We start from the raw sequence: 19,944 nt of genomic DNA on the forward strand, positions 1-19,944 counted from the left end.
TTTTTCATTAATACCGGAATTTGAGACATCAGGTGCTTTACATATTTGAGCGATATTTAGGTGGCATAAAAGATGAACAGCGTACAAATAGAAGAAAATGTTAAGAAGTTGGTAAAACAAGTATCAAGCCAAGAAATATCGAAAGATGATTTTGTCTACGAGCTATTATTGGCATACGGGCATCGTAAGTCAGTCGTGGGACGTATCAAGTCTGGTGAGCGTAACCTTGCTAAGGAAGACGGCGAGGTGATCTTAAAGCGTCACCTGTACTTCAAACCGTGCACCTCAAACTTGTTTGCTGAGATTGATATTCTCAAGAAAAGCAAAACGGTTGCTGCTAATAAGATTCGTTTTGTTGTTCTTACTGATTTCTCTCAGCTCATTGCTATTGATACCAAGACTCAAGACACGCTTGATATCGAGCTTGGTCAACTAGCGAAGCACTTCGATTTCTTCCTACCTTGGGCGGGTATGGAGAAAATGGTCTATCGTGGTGAAAATCCAGCGGATGTTAAAGCGGCTGAAAAAATGGCGGATTTCTTTGACTATATCAAAGCCACTAACTACCCAGTGAATGCTAGCAAAGAGCAACTGCATGAAATGGTGGTATTCCTCAACCGTTTGCTTTTCTGTTTCTTTGCTGAAGACACAAAAATCTTCTCTGAAAACCAATTTACAAATCTTTTGAACCAACACACTCAGGAAGATGGTTCTAATTTGGTTGGTGTGTTTGAGCGCCTTTTCGACGTGTTAAATACACCAGCGCATCAACGTAACGATTTACCTAAGTATCTTAATGACTTCCCATACGTGAATGGTGGTTTATTTAAGAAACAGATCAAAGTACCTACATTTGATGCCAAAGCTTGCCGTATGCTATTGGATTCAGGTTCTTTAGATTGGTCTGACATCAACCCAGATATCTTCGGTTCTATGATTCAAGGTGTTGCCGACCCAGAAACTCGCAGCAAAATGGGGATGCACTACACATCGGTATCAAACATTATGAAAGTGATTGAGCCGCTGTTCTTGAACGATCTTTATGAAGAGTTTGATAAGTGTAATGACAACATCAACAAACTAAAGAAACTTCAGGTGCGTCTAAGCCGCATTAAGTTCTTTGACCCAGCGTGTGGCTCAGGCAACTTCTTGATCATTACCTATAAAGAAATTAGAGAGCTAGAAATTGAGATCCTAAAGCGAATTCGTGAGCTTGAGTGCGAGTCGGACTCAGGAATGATGGGGTTATTTGACGAGTCTCATTCGGCAATCCGCCTTGACCAGTTTTATGGTATTGAGCTTGATGACTTCGCTCATGAGATGGCAATCCTTTCTCTTTGGCTAGTCGAACACCAAATGAATATGGTGTTTGAGACCGAGTTTGGTTACACGGCACCAACGCTCCCTTTGAAGCAAGGTGGTCGAATTGTTGCTGGTAATGCTACTCGTATTGATTGGGATTTAGTTTGTCCTACTAACGGCCTTGATGAGGTGTTTATTATTGGTAATCCACCATATTTAGGAGGAAAGAAATTAAGTAAAGAACAATCTGTTGATATGGATATGGCGGGGCTAAATAATAGAAAGCAGCTAGATTATATAGGGTGCTGGTTTTTTAAAGCGACGGATTTTATTGATGGTAAAAATGCTTCATTCTCATTTGTTACCACAAGCTCGGTATGTCAAGGTGAGCAAGCATACTTACTTTGGGAATATATATTCAATAAAGGATTGAACATTGGCTTTATATATAAGCCATTTGAGTGGAAGAATAACGCCAAAGATAATGCTGGCGTTTGGTGTACGATTATAGGGCTATTCAAATCAACGATTCCTCGAAAGAAAATAATCTTCTCTGAAGATAGTCTTTTTGTTGTGAAGAATATTTCACCATATTTTATTGAGGGTGATAATTTCGCAGTTCAATCAAAATCGAAAGCGAGCAATAACCTTCCAGTGATGTGTATGGGTAGCAACCCTGTTGATGGTAAGCATCTGATACTTGATCACGAAGAATACAATGAAATTGTCAGTGTATATCCTGAAGCAAAGAACTTTCTTAGAAGGTATATGGGCGGAAATGATTTCCTTAAAGGAACAAAACGGTTCTGCATATGGATTCCTGACGAGAGCGTTGTCGATGCTTTAAAGATTGATACGATAAGGAAGAGAGTAGAACTCTGTAAAGAGTACAGAGAAAATGCAGGAAGAGATGCGAAAAAAGTAGCTATGTATCCACATCGCTTTTGCTATCGGACTCATAAAGATTCAATGGCGATAATCTACCCAAACACAAGTGCTTCATCGAGAGTTTATCTTCCGGCGGGTTATGTTGATGAAACAACAATTATTAACAAGGAAGCTTTCGCTATTTACGATGCAGAGCCTTATGTTTTTGCGATATTGTCTTCAACTCTTCATAGGGTTTGGTTGTCTACGGTTGGAGGAAGATTAGGTGCAGGATTTAGGTACTCAGTCAAAATGGTATATAACACTTTCCCTTTACCATCTCTTAGTGAATCCGACAAGGAGCGATTAAATGAACTTGCGTTTGAGTTATTAGAGGTGCGGGAACGCTATCCAGAAATGAGCATTGCAGAGCTATATGAAATTAAAAACATGCCAATTGATCTAATGAACAGCCACCAGAACATAGATGAATTCTTAGAAACTATTTATCAAGGGAAAGTGTTCGAGTCAGATGAGTTACGAGCTAAATACCTATTGAATCTTTACATTTCAAAAGAGACCCAAAATGCCTGATTTAGTCCATGTAACCTACGCTCAAACAGGTGAAAGCACCAACACCAATGAGATGGGGATGCGAGCCATGCAGGCTCGCGCTTTTGAGCAACGTGCAAGCCAATACCTATTGATTAAGGCTCCACCTGCTTCTGGTAAATCTCGTGCTTTAATGTTCATTGGTTTGGATAAGCTTCACAACCAAGGTATCGATAAGGTAATTGTTGCCGTTCCTGAACGTTCTATCGGTGGCTCTTTTGGCTACACCGAACTAACGAAATACGGTTTCTTTGCGGATTGGAACATCAATCCGCATTACAACCTATGTACGTCTGCCAGCAATCAAAGCAAAGTTAAAATCTTTAAGGAGTTCTTAGACAGTAATGAGCGCATTTTAATTTGTACTCACGCTACCTTGCGCTTTGCTTACCAAGAGCTGGAAGACTCAGCTTTTGACAGCATCCTACTGGCAATTGATGAGTTCCATCATGTTTCTGCTGATGGTGACAACGTGTTGGGTGATGTGTTGCGTGCGCTTATCGAGAACAGCACCGCACACATCGTAGCGATGACGGGATCTTACTTCCGTGGGGATAGTGTATCTATCCTGACCCCAGAAGATGAGATGAAGTTTGATAAGGTTTCCTTTAACTACTACGAGCAGTTGAACGGCTATCAGTACCTCAAATCTTTGGGTATTGGCTACCACTTCTATAAGGGGCATTACCTCACTGCAATTGAAGAGGTGTTGGATACCGATAAGAAAACTATTGTTCATATCCCTAATGTAAACTCTGCTGAATCAGGCAAAGACGACAAGTATGAACAGGTAGCAGCAATCTTAGACATTATTGGTGAACACCAATTCACTGATCCTGAGACTGGCGTTATTCATATCAAGCGTAAGGAAGATGGTAAAATCATCAAAGTTGCCGACCTCGTATGGGATGAAAAAGACAGAGAGAAAACCCAAGCGTTTTTACGTGATATCAAGCATGAAGATGACATCGATATCATTATTGCACTAGGCATGGCGAAAGAGGGCTTCGACTGGAGTTTTTGTGAGCATGCTTTGACGATTGGATACCGCAACTCTTTGACTGAAATCGTACAGATTATTGGTCGTTGCACTCGTGATAGCCACAATAAGACTCACGCTCAGTTTACCAACTTGATTGCGGAACCTGATGCTTCAAGTGATCAAGTTAACTATGCTGTGAACAACATGCTCAAAGCAATCACCTGTTCTCTTCTCATGGAGCAAGTGTTAGCACCTAACTTCAAGTTTAGAGCAAAAGATCCAGCCGATAAGGAGCCAACGCCGCCCGGAGTGATCAGTATTGGTGGTTTAAAAGAGCCAAGTACCAAGCGTACTAAGCAGATATTAGAAACAGACCTTGATGATCTAAAAGCCTCTATTTTGCAAGATGACAACATCGTGAAAGCTTCAGCAGCAGGTCACGATCCTGAAGTCATCAATAAGGTGTTGATTCCTAAGCTTATCGAGAAAAAATATCCAGACCTTTCTAAATATGAGATTGAGGAAATTCGTCAACGAGTGGTTGTGGACTCAGCAATCTCAACTTCTGAAATTAAAGAGGAGGGGGGCAAGAAGTTTGTTCGCATGGCGGATAAATTCATCAATATTGATGAGCTACATATTGACCTTATCGATCAGGTAAACCCGTTCCAGAAAGCGTTTGAGATCTTGTCAAAAGCAGTTAACACCAATACGCTCAAGTTAATTCAAGACTCTATCGAATCGACTCGCATGCAAATGTCCAAAGAAGAAGCCATTGCACTGTGGCCGAAAGTTCAAGAGTTTGTGAAAGAACACAATCGACATCCAGATCTTAACTCTCGCAATGGTCGTGAGCGTGAGTTGGCACAGTGCATTATCTATCTGCGCCGCCTTGCTCAAGAACAAGCGGCACAAGCTCAGAAAGAGGCAATGTAGATGGAAGATTGGCTGAAAGGTATTATTGCTTCCGATACGTTAGGGTTATTAAAAACAAAACCTAAATCATCGGCACCAACCGCCGATGATCACTTAATTGCTAAGTTTAAGCAGATTAATGAGTTTTTTGATAAAAATGGCAGAGAGCCACAAGCGAATCGTGGTAATCCGATTGAACTGATGCGCAGCAAAAGCCTTGAGTCTATCCGGAATAATGAACAGCATTGCCGTGCGCTAGAGCAGTTTGATATTCATGGGCTTCTACCTCGGTTTGAAGAACCTAAACTGGATTCTATTGAAGTGATACTTGCTGATGACTCGCTAGGGATACTGAATCTTCCTGATGACAGCATCTTCAATCTAAAACACGTTAAAAAGACTTTAGAAACGTCTAGTCATGTTGCTAAGCGTAAGAAATGCGCCAACTTTGAAGAATATGAGCCTCTGTTTAAACAGTGTCATGCTGACCTAAAATCTGGCACAAAAGAAGCGGTTAAATTCACTGGTGAGCAGCAAATTCAAAAGGGGATGTTCTTCATTCTTCATGGCATAACGTGCTATATCTCTGACATGGAAGAGAGGCGAAAGAGGAATGGTAAAGTAAACGCGAGGCTGCATCTGATTTTTGAAAATAGCGTGGAATCAGATATGTTGCTGCGTTCATTAGCCACTGAACTGTACAAGGATGAAACGGGTCGTCGAATCGTTGATAAGAGTGATAAATCGTTAGATGAATTGCTAAACATCACTCGTGACGATCAAAAATCTGGGTATATTTATATCCTAAAATCTTTAAGCAATGAGCCTGAGATTAGAAGTGTGAATAACCTATACAAGATTGGTTACTCGACTACTCCTGTAAAACAGCGCATTGCCAATGCCGATAATGAGCCAACGTACCTGATGGCACCGGTGCAGTTAGTATCTGAATTTGAGTGCTACAATATGAAAGCACACAAGTTCGAGGGATTATTGCATACTTTCTTTGGTCATTCTTGTTTAGATGTAAAAGTCGCTGATCACAAAGGAATCGCACATACACCGCGTGAATGGTTTATTGCTCCACTTCCTTGTATCAAACAAGCTATCCAGATGCTTATTACTGGTGACATTGTTAACTACCGATATGATGCAGTAATGCAGGAAATATTAGAAAAGTAGAAAACAATAAAGTGAAACGTGTAATTTGTTGGGGTTTGGCCTGGAATGTGAATTTTATTCAAAGACGAATTGTATGGAGATGGTATTCACCTGACAGTTGCCCACAAAAGGGAGTGGTCATACGGCTTCAAACCGGATAACAAAACGGTACCTCTACCGTGTTATCTGGAGTCACCGTATGACCACCAACGAGAAAGTAGCACGTCGCAAACTCAGCCTGCTAGAGCTCACCAAAGAGCTCAATAACGTCAGCAAAGCCTGCAATGTCGAAATAAACACCAATTCAGGTTTCTAAGGAAGTGCGCACTAAAGTATCTTAAACAAGACTCCGGTTTGAAACCGGCCCCCTGTGTCAGGTAGTAAATCTGTCTATACTATCATTCGATACTGGCTTATCACTATTAATTAATTATACCAATCGCATGGATTTGGCATCTCAGGTGGTAGTTTAAGTTGCAACATAGCATTTTCAGTAAAAATAGTATCAATGCTGGGGAGGGAAACTTTTATATTTGATGTACGAGATAAATGCTCCAGACCACACAAACGATAATATGTGGTTATATTTTCAATAAGTTCTTTACTTGAAAATACATAATTGGTGCTAGTTTGATGGGATTTTATTCCATGCACACAAATCAGAGTTGTGTCCACAAAAGTATTTTTAATATCATCGGAAATGTTTTTTATGTCGCCAAGGAAGATTTGCGCACCCAAAGTCACTGTTTGCAACATTTCATTAGTCATATTTTGAGGCATAAAGCACACCGCCCCGAATTTATTATAACAATGCCTCAGCTCATTTATAAATGAAAATGGATCCATAGGCTCTTGTAATATTTCAGGTGAAGCGCCAAATGTTTTTCTTTTTAGATCCCAGTGTACGCAAATAAATCTACGGTAATTGTCGCAATTATCTGATAATGATTTTATTTTTAGGAACTTCATGTACTCAGAATTCATCAATCGACTATTTTCATTATCATACATGAACTGAAAAAAACTGTCCCGTTCCATATTAGGTTTTTGATTGGCCAACTCATCCCAATTCGAGTAATTAATATCGCGTGCAATTTTATCTAAGGATTGACGCAATGTTAATCCACTGTTTTTTTTCAACGCCTTCGCATCATTGCGCAATTTATTAAACGACCGTCCGCATGAAGTGTAACGGGATTTATAGCGGGAATTACTCATGAAAATCTCCAAAAATAAAACACGTCCTCCGCCCGCTGAAAACAGAGTATAGTTGGAATGAGTAACTTTTAAATAGTGATGTTCGTTGGGAACTATGCAACGACGGGCGACAGGCGCTCACCAGCACCAGTTGAATATTGTATACGAAAATGTTATCAGGTCCAATGACATTTTCTAAACAGTTCGGTGTACAGATCTAGTTATCATCTGAAACTAGCCTCAAATTGGTCCGTGATTCCGCGTTAGTTTAGGACGCCGTGCTCGATGCGCCCGATAAGATCGAGCACGGCCTGGATGTGTTCTGGACTATCCTGGTAGTCAACCGGACGCCTGCCCCCAAGTGCTATCGCAGGTTTCTGCAACCATCGTAGTGCACGTGATGCATTACCATCATGTAATGCTATGGCCGCAGCCATTACTGCGGGGGCTACTGGTGGATCTTGACTAATGAGTGGATGTCGAGCCGGATCCTGAATACTGGCCAGATGTAGATCAATGTCAAGATCAGGCCACCGTACTCCGCCATCCCCTAACGGCTCAACGCTAAACACCGATGCTACTGGAGCTCCGCTAAACCACGGAAAATGCCGAAATTCCAAAAAGTACTTTTTCCCATCTGTGTACAACCACAGTCCCAGTGGCTCAATGCTCAAAACAGCTATCGTTTGGTCCATTGTTTTGCTCCCCAATTCTACCTGGCGTCAGGCATCCTATATAAAGAAACCAATCTGACGGTGGCCAATCACACATGCTCATAATCGATGGGTTTTTCGCTATACCTGTGAAACTAGTCACATTTTGAATCGTCTTATAGGATATTTGTCAATAAGAGCCTGTAACGTGTGCTCCTACCTCCAGCAGATATTTTCTCAAGGCAGTTTTTTTCAAGTAAATCAGCAAGATGGCGTGTTGCCGTCGCTTTGCTAACCTGAGCTATAGCTTGATACTGGCCAGCACTAATGCTCTGCAAACAGTGCACGTCGTCAGTGTCTAGCATATGGTGTAGGATCATTACCTGTTCAGGGCACAATTGGTCACTAGCGTGTAGCAGCCAGAAGCGGTTTCGAGCAAGCGCATGGGTGCGTGATTGTTGGGCCTGTTCCAACGTGGCGTTGAGTGTATCCAAAAACCAAACCAGCCACGCTGTGACATCAAGCCCTCCTCTCTGAGTCTGCTCCAGAGCGCGATAGTAATCAGCTCTGTGTTCGAAAATCACGGTCGACATTGCATACAGACTGATGCTCTGGTTGTCGGCCTGAGAGAGTGCAAGATCGGTGAGGGCTCGGGTGATTCTGCCATTACCGTCATCAAACGGATGCAAAGTGACAAACCATATGTGGCAGATGGCCGCCCTTAGTAATGGGTCTAGGCAGGGGTCATCGAGACTGGTTCTGAACCAGTCGATGAAAGTGGCCAATGCCTGCTCTAGCCCCTCTCGTGGTGGGGCCTCGAAATGCACGGTCAGTCGATCTCGTGCTCCGGATATCACCTGCATCGGCTCATTACCACGCAGCTGGCCAACTCGTATCTGATGCAATCTCCGGTCATCTGCGGGAAAAAGCCAGCGGTGCCATTGCAGCAGGCGTTCAAGCGTCAACTGCTCATCGCTGGTATAGATTGCATCCACAATCATGGCGGCCAATCCATCAGAGCGATCTGAGGTGGGGTAAGGTGTCTGCTCCGATATGCCGAGGTGACGAGCCAGCGATGTACGTAACGATTGCCCATTAAGTCGTTGATTCTCGATGGCCGATGAAGCGATGAGATTGGCAAGTAGCGTATCAAGCACATGTGCCTGATGCGCCAGTGTTGTGCTGTGAACTGAGGAATGGAGACCCTGGAGCAACCCCAGATTACGGTACACTTGGCGTAGCCGTGGCAGTAACTGCCTGTCTTGCCAGCAAAAATTTGGCCACTCATCGTGTTGCCAGATCCAGTCTACGGTCATCGATAATCTCATTGATTCTGTGTCGCGGGCCAGCAGTGCAATGCCACAACCGAGCCGAATCGACATCACATTCGGCTCGTGATATGAGTCGATAATAACCGTCAATCGGCTCATGACACAACCAGCGCCATTGAAAGAACCCGCTGGGGGTGTCGTTTGTCGGAGGATGCTGCACAATAAGTGACTGACCGGACAAATGGAGCTGCACGATATGAAAATTATGGCAATAAAAGAGGTAGAGGTAGTCAGCGATGTCCGTTGTGATGTCTGTGTGCCAAACGGACTGTTCAAACATCTCGTTTGGAACATTGAGTGCCCAATGGGGTTATGGCTCTCAGCACGATGGTGAAAAGTACGAGGTCCATCTGTGCGAGAGCTGTTTTTTTCAAGTCATCGCAAATATGAAAGAGGAGCGGCGTGGGGCCATGATGTTCTCAGAAAAAGAATATGATCTAGAACGGGATTTTGGGTTGGTCAGTCGGAACCTAGAGCTTATCTGACCCCATACAACACAGATTTTTTGTGTTAAGCAAAGGTGTTTCTCCAAGGGCCTCTTCATCGGTCAGATAGGAGCTACAACGCAGTCAATTGCCACAACCTATGTGGTTGACATTTCATTAATTTTCTATATAAAGTACGATAAGTATCATAGCAATTACCTGAGACAATTACGCAACTTTTATTGCGGCAAAACATTGCGTAAGTTATTGAAATTGAAGGTTATATTTGTGCTGTAAGGTACGAGAACGAGGGTTCGAATCCCTCCCTCACCGCCAAATAAAACAAAAGGCCCCGTCGCAAGACGGGGCCTTTTGTTTTATTTAGTCATGAATCTCTCGGCATCATCCCCCTGGGAACGAGGGGCAGTGATTTCCCCGCCGGACATGTATCCGGGCTGCTCCGTGCTCTATAGCCCCGTTATTGGGTGCCAAGGCGTGCCATCACTCGGCGGTGCCCATCAATCTGGGTAAGCATGCCAATACCGCATCCAGGGGCTCGCTGCTTTGATGGGCACGGCACAACACGATGGCGCCCTCTATGCTGGCGATGATCCCCAGAGCACAGGCTCTGGCAGAGGCGTCGGCCTGCCCCTGTGCCATCAGGTGATCGGCAATCAGCTGTTGCCAGTGGCCAAAGACCTGGGCCACCGCCTCCTTGATTGGCTCCCCATCCTCTTCATGCTGCGCTTCGATGGCCGCTGCCACGATCGGGCACCCCGCGCGAAAGTGAGATTGCGTCAACCGCTCACGCCAGTGGGATACAAACAGACCGAGACCCTGCCTGGCATCGGCCTGCAGGCAGCGCTGCAGTTGCTCGGATGCCTGGGCGCCGGCCCAGTGTATTGCCTCCGTCACTATCTGATTCTTGCCGCTGGGAAAATGATGATACGTGGAACCCAAGGGTGCATCGGCGAACTTGCTCACTTCACGGATGCTGATCCCTCTCAAACCATGCCGTGCCAGCATGGCGGCAGCGGCCTCAATCACCCGTTGACGCCCGGTCGATGTGCACTCTTTCACGCTGCACCCTCTTGCTATGACGAGTGTCATAGTATAGCGTTCGGAGCATGACTATGACAATCGTCATACTTCAGGGAGGAATATGGCTGCTATCTCGTTTCACACCGACGATGACTATCTGATCCAGGGGCAACTGTACCCGGCAACAGGGCAGGTGCAGGGCAAGATCATCGTCGCGGGGGCTACTGGCGTGCCGCAGGGCTTCTATCGTCGCTTTGCCGAGTTCGCCAGTGAGCAAGGGTTTACCACCCTGACTTTTGACTACCGGGGCATAGGCGCGTCAAAACCCGCGTCACTCAAAGGCTTCGAGATGGATTTGCTCGATTGGGGAAGGCGCGATCTGGCCGCCGCAGTGGAAACCATGAGCGGGGACGATCTCCCCCTGTTCGTCATCGGCCATTCCTATGGTGGGCACGCCTTCGGCCTGCTCCCCAATCATCGGAAAGTATCCGGGCTCTATGTCTTCGGCACCGGGGCCGGGTGGCACGGCTATATGCCCTTCAGCGAGCAGCTCAAGGTGCTCACCATGTGGAACACAGTGCTGCCGCTGCTGACCTGGTGGAAAGGCTATTGCGCGTGGAGCCTGCTGGGCATGGGAGAAGACTTGCCAAAAGGCGCCTTTGTACAATGGCGATACTGGTGCCGTTTTCGTCACTATTTCTTTGACGACCCGGCGATGCGTGGCATCGAGCGTGCTTACCAAAGCGTCCAGACTCCCATTGTGGCGGCCAATGCGCTGGACGATCGCTGGGCGATGCCCGCATCACGCGACGCCTTCATGAAGCACTACAGTAATGCTCCCGTGACGCGTGTTGATCTCTTTCCTCATACTTTGGATGGAGCAATCGGCCATATGGGCTATTTTCGCAAGTCTGCCACGCCCCTGTGGCAGGCCAGCCTCGCCTGGTTCAAGTCATTGGAGGGGATTCGCTGAGTCCATGCGGATAAGGTCGTGGCACCTTGCTCCTGAATTCCCCATCAGGCAAAGGCCCCGTCGCAAGACAGGGCCTTTTGCTTATCAGGGGCCGGATTGTCACCTCGCGGTGGCCGCCCTCAGCCTGATTGCTCAGGCCAGCTTCAACATAGGCATCTGTTCGCGGCTGTCGCAATGTGCGAGATGCACCCGGCTGGTCAGGCGGGTGAGCAGCTCGTAGGGGATGGTGCCTATCTTCTCGGCTACCTGCTCCACCGGCAGTCCTTCCCCCCACAGTGTCACCTCATCCCCCACCTTGTCGCTGGCCGCCGGGCCCAGATCGACGGTGATCATGTCCATGGAGACCCGACCCACGATGGGCACCCGACGGCCATTGATCAGCATGGGGGTCCCTTCGGGAGCCATGCGCGGGTAGCCATCTCCATATCCCGCAGCCACCACGCCGAGGGTGGTGTCCCGATTCGCCACCCAGTGACCCCCATAGCCGACCGCCTCACCCTGCAGGCAGGCCCGGGTGGCGATGAGCTGGCTCTTGAGGGTCATGACCGGACGCAGGTCGTGGTCGGCGGCGAGCTGGCCGGTAAAGGGGGAGGCGCCATAGAGCATGAGGCCAGGGCGGATCCAGTCACTGCGCGAGGCTGGCCAGGCGAGGATGCCGGCGGAGTTGGCCATGGCCCGCTCGCCCGGCAGATGGGCAGAGAGGCGGTTGAACTCCTCGATCTGCAGCAAAGTGGCCTGGGTATCCTGCTCATCGGACTGGCTGAAGTGGGTCATCAGCTGGAACGGTTGCACTACGTTGTGGCAATGACTCAGCCGCTCGATAAAGGCGGGCAGCTCCTCGGCGCGCAGGCCGAGCCTGTTCATCCCGGTATCGAGCTTGAGCCACACCTTGATGGGGGCGGGCAGAGTGGCCTGTTCGAGCAGCGCCAACTGCTCCCAGGTATGCAGGGTGGTCTGCAGATCGTGTTTGGCCAGCAGCGGCAGCGCCTCGGCACTGAAGAAGCCCCCCAGCACCAGAATGGGCTTGGTGATGGCGTTGGCACGCAGCACCAGCGCCTCCTCGACCCTGGCCACGGCATAGGCATCGGCCTGGGCGAGGGCATGGGCCACCGGCAGCAACCCGTGACCATAGGCATTGGCCTTGAGTACCGCGATGATCTTGCTGTGGGGGGCGTGGCGGCGTGCCACGGCGAAATTGTGCTGGAGTGCATCCAGATCGATGCTGGCCGTAACTGTGTTCATCATGGGGTCGGGTGTCTGCTCGATGAGAAGTTGGCTGCTGGTCTCAATCCTGATCCTGTGATCCCGGTGGCTGCGACGGGCAAACGGGGGGGTCACCGAACCATGTTGTTTTATATGCTCTAAATTGTGAAAAGATGTTATCAGTTGTTTTTTGGTTGGTAAATTATGTGGCGAATGGGAATGTGAAAATGGGCAAAATACGGGATATTCCTCTGTATAAATTCGCCTGCCGACGCTTTCTCTGGCTCCCTATCGGGCAATATTTATCACTGGTTTTGCCCCTTCAAACGGGAGGGGAATCGCGCCTTTTTCGCACATTGCTGGCGGTTTTTTGCACCGGCTGCGCGAAGGCTGGGTTGCCAACCCCTGGCAAAGGTGCGGGCAGGCGCATGGCAGAGGAGAAAAGCAGGCTGCCAGATCCATGGGAGGTGTAAGGTGGCACTGCCGGATGAAGAGGGCATCCCGTCGAGCCGGTGAGTGGTGTACGCCAGCAAGAAGGCTGGTGGCCGGTTTGGTGGCGCACGTGGCCGGGGGAGGCAGATCATCCGTGGCCAGGGATGGTGAGGCATGATGTGGGTCGGTTAATTAATCAAGCGGCGAAGATCAGCCTTGAACAGCAGGGGGAGTTATTTCTTAAAAGCTGATAATAAATATCGTTCGCGCGTCCATTCCACTTGTTTACACATACTAATACAAATATAAAGATATATATTATCAACCACTTTTGGCGAGGTGAAATAGCCTATGGCTGGTAACATAAAGACCCTGTCAAATAGTGTGACAACGCTTTCATTCTGATTATTTAACATCACGAATTAACGGGTAATTTAAATGGTGTTAATTCTTTAAAATTCAAAAATACCCCCTAGTGGGTATTTTTATCTCTTCGCAAGGGTTTTGTAAGTATATGCTACATATGAAGTTTTTAAATTAACTGTGATGAGTTTCTATTTGAGTAATGCCCCGTCACTTGATGGAGATCAACACAATGCCGGGGGGGAGTACTTAGCATTTCCGCTATTAAGCATTTATCAAACAAGTGCTCACTACGGGAATAAAAAGAATGGTCGAGGATACTTTTTTATCGGCTCATGGAATTAATCGCCGTGACTTTATGAAATTGTGCGCCGGGATGGCCGCAACCCTTGGATTAAGCCAACACGCCGTGGCCAAGATGGCTACCGCGCTCACCAGCCCCGAGCGGCCACCGGTGATCTGGATAGGGGCGCAGGAGTGTACCGGTTGCACCGAGTCGCTGCTGCGCGCCACCCACCCCACCATCGAGAACCTGATCCTCAACACCATTTCGCTGGAGTATCACGAGGTGCTCTCGGCGGCCTTCGGTCATCAGGCCGAAGAGAACAAGCACAATGCCATCGAACGCTACAAGGGCAAGTATGTGCTGGTGGTGGATGGTTCCATCCCGCTAAAGGATGGCGGCATCTACTGCATGGTGGCTGGCGAGCCCATCGTCGACCATATTCGCTGCGCTGCCAGTGATGCCGCCGCCGTCATCGCCATCGGCTCCTGCGCCGCCTGGGGCGGGGTGCCCGCCAGCGGTGGCAACCCGACCGGCGCCGTCAGCCTGGAGGAGGCCATCGGCAACCTCGGCACGCCGATTATCAATATCCCGGGCTGCCCGCCCAATCCCCACAACTTCCTCACCACGGTCGCCTACTACATCACCTACGGCAAGCTGCCGGCGCTCGATGCCAAGAAGCGGCCGCTGTTTGCCTATGAGCGGCTCATCCATGAAAACTGCGAGCGTCGTCCGCACTTCGATGCAGGGCGCTTCGCCAAGGAGTTTGGCGACGAGGGCCACCGTCAGGGCTGGTGTCTCTACCATCTTGGCTGCAAGGGGCCGGAGACCTACGGCAACTGCTCGACCCTGGAGTTCTGCGACGTGGGCGGCGGCATCTGGCCGGTGGGCATCGGCCACCCCTGCTACGGCTGCAACGAGCAGGGGGTAGGTTTCAGCAAGGGGATCTTCCAGCTCGCCAAGGTGGAGAATCCCACCCCGCGGGTGAACAAGCCCGACGTGGCCATCCAGGAGGGAGGACACATGTCGCCCACCGCCACCGGCCTTATTGGTGGGGCGCTCGGGGTGCTGGTCGGGGTGAGTCTGATGACGGTGCGCGAGCTCGGTCGCCAGCAGAAGCGCCATGAAGCCGGGCAGCACACCTCACGGGAGGAGTGACCGTGAACAGACGCAACTTCCTCAAATTCGCCTCCGTCGGTGCGCTGGCGGCGGGCACCACCGTCTCCGGCACTGCCTTGGCGGCGGCCGAGAACAAGCCGCCCATTCCCGGCGCGCTCGGCATGCTCTACGACTCCACCCTCTGCATCGGCTGTCAGGCCTGTGTGGCGGAGTGCCAGCGCCTCAACGGCAACCCGGCCAATCCGGCCGGGGAAGCGACCTGGTCCAACAACGACAAGCTGAGCCCCTACACCAACAACATCATTCAGGTGTGGAAGAGCGGCGCGGGCGAGCACAAGGATCAACTGGTGGATGGCTACGCCTACATCAAGAAGCAGTGCATGCACTGCGTCGATCCCAACTGTGTCTCCGTCTGCCCGGTGCAGGCGCTGACCAAGGATCCCAAGACCGGCATCGTCCACTATGACCCGGACGTCTGCACCGGCTGCCGCTACTGCATGGTGGGCTGCCCGTTCGATGTGCCCAAATATGACTACGACAACCCGTTCGGGGCGATCCACAAGTGCGAGCTCTGCAACCAGAAAGGGCTTGAACGCATCGATCAGGGCAAATTGCCCGGCTGCGTCGAGGTGTGCCCCACCGGCGCCGTCATCTTCGGCACCCGCGAGGCGCTGATGGCCGAGGCCAAGTGCCGGCTGCTGGCCACCCCGGGCAGCGAATATGCCTACCCGCGCCAGACCTTCAGCGCCAACGATCCCTACCTGCATGAAGTGCCCAACTACCAGCCTTACGTCTATGGCGAGAAGGAGGGGGGCGGCACCCAGGTGCTGGTGCTGGCCGGGGTGCCCTACACCAAGCTCGACATGCCTGACTTGCCGGAGCTCTCCTCCGGGGCGCGCTCCGAGCACATCCAGCACACCCTCTACAAGGGGATGGTGCTGCCGCTGGTGGTGCTGACCGGGCTCTCGGTGCTCATTCGCCGCAACACCAAGGACCATCAGGATGGCGACGATCATGACTCGCACGCGGGTCATGACAAGCAATCGGGAGGCAAGGATCATGAGTAATCACAAGGCACATCCGCTGGGGGGCAGGCTGGTCAGCTGGCCGGTCATGGTGCTGGCGCCCTTCGTCATCCTGTGCGGCATGCTGATCCTCAAACGCCTCATCTTCGGGCTGGGCTCGGTCACCGATCTGAACGGCGGCTATCCCTGGGGGCTCTGGATCTCGTTCGATCTACTGATCGGCACCGGTTTCGCCTGCGGCGGCTGGGCGCTGGCCTGGGCGGTCTACGTCTTCAACCGGGGCGAGTATCACCCCCTGGTGCGACCGGCCCTGCTGGCGAGCCTGTTCGGCTATTCGCTGGGCGGCCTCTCCATCACCATCGACGTCGGCCGTTACTGGAACCTGCCTTACTTCTACATTCCGGGTTTCTTCAACACCTCCTCGGTGCTGTTCGAGACGGCGGTCTGCATGACCATCTACATCGGGGTGATGGCGCTGGAGTTTGCCCCCGTGCTGATGGAGAAGTTCGGCTGGAAGGTCTCCCTTGCGCGGATCAACAAGATCATGTTCTTCATCCTGGCGCTGGGGGCCCTGCTGCCCACCATGCACCAATCCTCCATGGGATCCCTGATGATAGTGGCGGGGGAGAAGATCCATCCGCTCTGGCAAAGCTACGAGCTGCTGCCGGTCTTCTCGCTTCTGACCGCCTTCATCATGGGCTTCTCCATCGTGGTGTTTGAAGGCTCTCTGGTGCAGGCGGGGCTGGCGGGGCGCGGCCCCAACGAGAAGCCGCTGTTCTACAAGCTGACCCAGGTGATCGACATCTTCCTGATCCTGTTCGTGGCGCTGCGCTTTGCCGAGATCGTCATCAACGACAAGTCGGAGTACCTCTCCCAGTGGGATCGCTACGCCTTGATGTTCTGGAGCGAGATCGCGCTGATGATCTTCCCGCTGCTGGTGTTCCACTGGGACAAGAGCCGCCGCGATTCGCGCATGTTGTTCCTGGGGGCCCTCAGCATGCTGCTGGGCGCCGCCCTCTGGCGACTGGACTACTCCCTGCTCGCCTTCAACCCCGGCAATGGCTACCACTACTTCCCCTCCGCGGCGGAAGTGCTGATCTCCCTGGGCTTCGTCGCCATCGAGGTGTGTGCCTATTTGCTGCTGATCCGGCTGCTGCCGGTACTGCCATCACTTGAACGTGTTCACCAAGATTATCAGGCCCGAGGGAAAGCCAACGTATGAGCCAACGTATCACCATAGACCCCATCACCCGCATCGAGGGTCACCTGCGTATCGACTGTGAAATCGAAGGCGGCGTCGTCACCAAGGCCTGGTCGTCCGGCACCATGTGGCGCGGGATGGAGGAGATCGTCAAGGGCAACGACCCGCGCGATGCCTGGATGATAGTGCAGCGCATCTGCGGGGTGTGCACCTCCATTCACGCCATCGCCTCGGTGCGGGCGGTGGAGAACGCCATCGGCGCCAAGGTGCCGGTCAACGCCCAGTACATCCGCAACCTCATCATCGCGGCCCACAACATCCACGATCACATCGTCCACTTCTATCAGCTCTCCGCACTGGACTGGGTGGACATCACCGCCGCCCTTGAGGCCAATCCGCAAAAAGCGGCCGACCTGCTCAAGGGGGTATCGACCTGGTCCCTCAACAGCGCCGACGAGCTGACCAAGGTACAGGACAAGATCCGCGCCCTGGTGGCGAGCGGCCAGCTCGGCATCTTCGCCAACGGCTACTGGGGTCACAAGGCGATGAAGCTGAGCCCGGAGGTAAACCTCATCGCCGTGGCCCACTATCTGCAGGCGCTGGAATGCCAGCGCGATGCCAACCGCATCGTCGCCATCCTCGGTGGCAAGACTCCCCACATCCAGAACCTGGCGGTGGGCGGGGTGGCCAACCCCATCAACCTGGATGCGCCGAGTGTGCTCAACCTGGAGCGGCTGCTCTATGTGAAGAGCTTTATCGACCGGCTCGGCGAGTTCATCGAGCAGGTCTACAAGGTGGATGCCGCCATCATAGCCGCCCACTACCCCGAGTGGCTGAACCTGGGGCAGGGGGCCAGGCACTACCTGAGCGTGCCTGAGCTGCCCACCGACGGTGACGGCGGCAGCTTCCTGATGCCCGGTGGCTACATCGAGAACGGCGATCTGGCCGGCTATCGTCCCATCGAGAGCCATCAGGATGCCTGGCTGATGGACGGCATCGCCGAGAGCAACAAGCACGCCTGGTACAAGGATGACGCCCCCCTCAAACCCTGGGAGGGCAAGACCGAGCCCGATTACACCGGCTGGCAGGATGACGGCAAGTACTCCTGGGTCAAATCCCCCACCTTCTACGGCAAGGTGGTGGAGGTGGGGCCGCTTGCCGACTTGTTGGTCAAGCTCGCCGCCAAGCACCCGGAGACGGTGGCGCACTTCGATCAGCTGAACGGTCTCTACAAGACGCTCACCGGTTCAGCCATCAAGACTGAACAGTTGCACTCCACCCTGGGCCGCATCATCGGCCGGGCGGTGCGCTGCTGTGTGCTGAAAGACACCCTATCTCATCAGTGGAAGGCGTTGGTGGACAACATCGGCAAGGGGGATTTCAGCGCATACATCAAGACCGAGATCCCGGCGGACAAGGAGTTTCGCGGGGTGGGCTTTGAAGAGGCGCCGCGCGGCATGCTCTCCCACTGGGTAGTCATCAAGGGCGGCAAGATCGAGAACTATCAGGCGGTGGTGCCATCGACCTGGAACTCGGGCCCGCGCAACTTCAACGACGAACCCGGCCCCTACGAGCAATCGCTGGTGGGCACCCCGGTGGCGGATCCCGCCAAGCCGCTGGAAGTAGTGCGCACAGTCCACTCGTTCGACCCCTGCATGTCCTGCGCAGTGCACGTGGTGGATACCCAGAGCGGCGACGTGACTCAGGTGAAGGTGCTGTGATGAACACCCTGATCCTGGGCGTGGGCAACCTGCTGTTGAGCGATGAGGCCGTCGGCGTGCGCATCGTCGAGGGGCTGGAGCGCGACTACCGCTTCGCCCCCGGCATCGAGCTGCTTGACGGCGGCACTGCCGGCATGGAGCTGCTCGAAGCGATGGCAAGTCGCGATCACATCATTCTGGCGGACGCGGTGCGCAGCGGCAATCCACCGGGTACCGTGGTGACCCTGAAAGATGAGGAGATCCCGACCCTGTTCGGTCGCAAGATCTCCCCCCATCAGCTGGGGCTGGCGGACGTGCTCTCGGCGCTGCACATGACGGGGGAATCCCCCAGGCGGCTCACCCTGATCGGGGTCGAGCCCGAATCCCTCGAGCCTCGCATCGGCCTCACTCCGGTGGTGGCGGCGGCGTTGGGGGAGGCGACGGATCGGATTTTGACCCTGCTGGCCAGTCTGGGGGCTCCGGCCATCCCGCTCTCTGAGCAGGAGAAGGCCGAGCGAGTGCGGGAGGGCGTATGGCGCAATCCATTGTGAATGAGGCAGCAAACGAAGCCGTGAAAGAGCCGGCGCAGGAGTTTAGCGGTTTTGCCGCAAACCCTGCCCCGCGCCTGGTTGCCCAGTACGAGCGGATCGCGCAGCAAGAGATGCAGGCGTTGCCCTTCTATCACCCGGCCATGCCCATAGTCGCCGAGTGCACCCTGTTTGAAGGTCAGTGGCTCGGCTGCGTGCTCACCCCTTGGATGTTGAGCGTGGTGGTGCTGCCGGGGCCGGATCAGCTTTGGCCGGTGCGCAGCAGTAGCGATCGGCTCGCCCTGCAGCTCCCCTACGGCAACCTGACCTTTATGGTGGGGGCATTGCCCGAGACGGGGCAGTTGCTGGCCTGCTCGCTCATGTCCCCCATCGACCCGCATCTGGGGGCCGACGAGGGGCGCACGCTGGTGAGCAGCACCCTCAAGATGCTGCTTTCGCTTCCGGTGCAGCAGGGGGAGGGCGGCGTGAACTTGAGCCGGCGCCGCCTGTTCAGCGGCCGGCGCGGCGACCCTGTGGGCGACACCCAGCGCTAGGTCTCATCTGCAATCAGGTTTAGAATAGGGGCCGTTTTGGCCCCTCACTCGCTTCTGTCGTGCCCCTGTTTTTTGGGT

Annotated in this window: 15 protein-coding genes and 1 pseudogene; 10 read left to right on the forward strand and 6 right to left on the reverse strand. The window is 52.1% G+C overall.

Annotated features, from left to right (window positions below):
- Positions 1 to 72 precede the first annotated feature (72 nt).
- From AB5Y94_RS20495 to AB5Y94_RS20505, 3 genes are read left to right on the forward strand one after another with little or no spacing between them, the layout of a single operon-like run.
- Positions 73 to 2,763, forward strand: coding sequence for a DNA methyltransferase (locus AB5Y94_RS20495; protein WP_368206446.1), 2,691 nt, complete (start codon positions 73 to 75; stop codon positions 2,761 to 2,763).
- Positions 2,756 to 4,699: a DEAD/DEAH box helicase gene (locus tag AB5Y94_RS20500; protein WP_368206447.1), complete on the forward strand. Its 1,944-nt coding sequence runs from the start codon at positions 2,756 to 2,758 to the stop codon at positions 4,697 to 4,699. Before AB5Y94_RS20495 ends, AB5Y94_RS20500 begins: the two co-directional genes overlap by 8 nt.
- On the forward strand, positions 4,700 to 5,860 hold the full coding sequence (locus AB5Y94_RS20505) for a GIY-YIG nuclease family protein (protein ID WP_368206448.1): 1,161 nt from the start codon (positions 4,700 to 4,702) through the stop codon (positions 5,858 to 5,860).
- A gap of 405 nt (positions 5,861 to 6,265) precedes the next feature.
- On the opposite strand, the gene AB5Y94_RS20510 is transcribed toward AB5Y94_RS20505, so the two are convergent.
- From AB5Y94_RS20510 to AB5Y94_RS20530, 5 genes and pseudogenes are all read right to left on the reverse strand, one after another.
- A complete protein-coding gene (locus AB5Y94_RS20510; RefSeq protein ID WP_368206449.1) occupies positions 6,266 to 7,057 on the reverse strand; it encodes a hypothetical protein in 792 nt (263 codons plus the stop codon).
- A gap of 242 nt (positions 7,058 to 7,299) precedes the next feature.
- On the reverse strand, positions 7,300 to 7,731 hold the full coding sequence (locus AB5Y94_RS20515) for an antitoxin Xre/MbcA/ParS toxin-binding domain-containing protein (RefSeq protein ID WP_368206450.1): 432 nt from the start codon (positions 7,729 to 7,731) through the stop codon (positions 7,300 to 7,302).
- Positions 7,732 to 7,865: 134 nt separating this feature from the next.
- Positions 7,866 to 9,119 (reverse strand): Fic family protein, encoded by a 1,254-nt coding sequence (locus AB5Y94_RS20520; protein ID WP_368206451.1) that lies wholly within the window; start codon positions 9,117 to 9,119, stop codon positions 7,866 to 7,868.
- Positions 9,120 to 9,946: 827 nt separating this feature from the next.
- Positions 9,947 to 10,360, reverse strand: a complete 414-nt coding sequence (locus AB5Y94_RS20525; protein ID WP_240041739.1) for a TetR family transcriptional regulator C-terminal domain-containing protein — start codon at positions 10,358 to 10,360, stop codon at positions 9,947 to 9,949.
- 3 nt (positions 10,361 to 10,363) lie between these two features.
- Positions 10,364 to 10,555, reverse strand: a pseudogene (locus AB5Y94_RS20530) (TetR family transcriptional regulator); the annotation flags it as partial.
- 52 nt (positions 10,556 to 10,607) lie between these two features.
- On the opposite strand from AB5Y94_RS20530, the gene AB5Y94_RS20535 reads away from it, so the two are divergent.
- Positions 10,608 to 11,459, forward strand: a complete 852-nt coding sequence (locus AB5Y94_RS20535; RefSeq protein WP_010633704.1) for an alpha/beta fold hydrolase — start codon at positions 10,608 to 10,610, stop codon at positions 11,457 to 11,459.
- A gap of 132 nt (positions 11,460 to 11,591) precedes the next feature.
- Here AB5Y94_RS20535 and alr read toward each other — a convergent pair whose 3' ends face one another.
- Entirely contained in the window at positions 11,592 to 12,704 is a 1,113-nt protein-coding gene (gene alr / locus AB5Y94_RS20540; RefSeq protein WP_208201317.1) for an alanine racemase, read from the reverse strand.
- A gap of 1,060 nt (positions 12,705 to 13,764) precedes the next feature.
- Between alr and hybO the strand changes: the two genes are divergently transcribed.
- The 6 genes from hybO to hybE are packed head-to-tail and all read left to right on the forward strand — an operon-like array spanning position 13,765 to position 19,866.
- Positions 13,765 to 14,898 (forward strand): hydrogenase 2 small subunit, encoded by a 1,134-nt coding sequence (hybO, locus tag AB5Y94_RS20545; RefSeq protein ID WP_368206452.1) that lies wholly within the window; start codon positions 13,765 to 13,767, stop codon positions 14,896 to 14,898.
- A 2-nt stretch (positions 14,899 to 14,900) separates the two neighbouring features.
- A complete protein-coding gene (hybA, locus tag AB5Y94_RS20550) occupies positions 14,901 to 15,926 on the forward strand; it encodes a hydrogenase 2 operon protein HybA (protein WP_368206453.1) in 1,026 nt (341 codons plus the stop codon).
- Entirely contained in the window at positions 15,919 to 17,106 is a 1,188-nt protein-coding gene (gene hybB, locus AB5Y94_RS20555; protein ID WP_324005617.1) for a Ni/Fe-hydrogenase cytochrome b subunit, read from the forward strand. Before hybA ends, hybB begins: the two co-directional genes overlap by 8 nt.
- On the forward strand, positions 17,103 to 18,806 hold the full coding sequence (gene hybC / locus AB5Y94_RS20560) for a hydrogenase 2 large subunit (protein WP_368206454.1): 1,704 nt from the start codon (positions 17,103 to 17,105) through the stop codon (positions 18,804 to 18,806). Before hybB ends, hybC begins: the two co-directional genes overlap by 4 nt.
- Positions 18,806 to 19,336: a HyaD/HybD family hydrogenase maturation endopeptidase gene (locus AB5Y94_RS20565; RefSeq protein ID WP_368206455.1), complete on the forward strand. Its 531-nt coding sequence runs from the start codon at positions 18,806 to 18,808 to the stop codon at positions 19,334 to 19,336. The genes hybC and AB5Y94_RS20565 overlap by 1 nt, the downstream gene beginning before the upstream one ends.
- Entirely contained in the window at positions 19,318 to 19,866 is a 549-nt protein-coding gene (hybE, locus tag AB5Y94_RS20570; protein WP_368206456.1) for a hydrogenase-2 assembly chaperone, read from the forward strand. The genes AB5Y94_RS20565 and hybE overlap by 19 nt, the downstream gene beginning before the upstream one ends.
- Positions 19,867 to 19,944: the final 78 nt, after the last annotated feature.

The sequence above is a fragment of the Aeromonas sp. s5 genome (assembly GCF_040907865.1).
In the GTDB taxonomy this organism is placed as follows: domain Bacteria; phylum Pseudomonadota; class Gammaproteobacteria; order Enterobacterales; family Aeromonadaceae; genus Aeromonas; species Aeromonas dhakensis.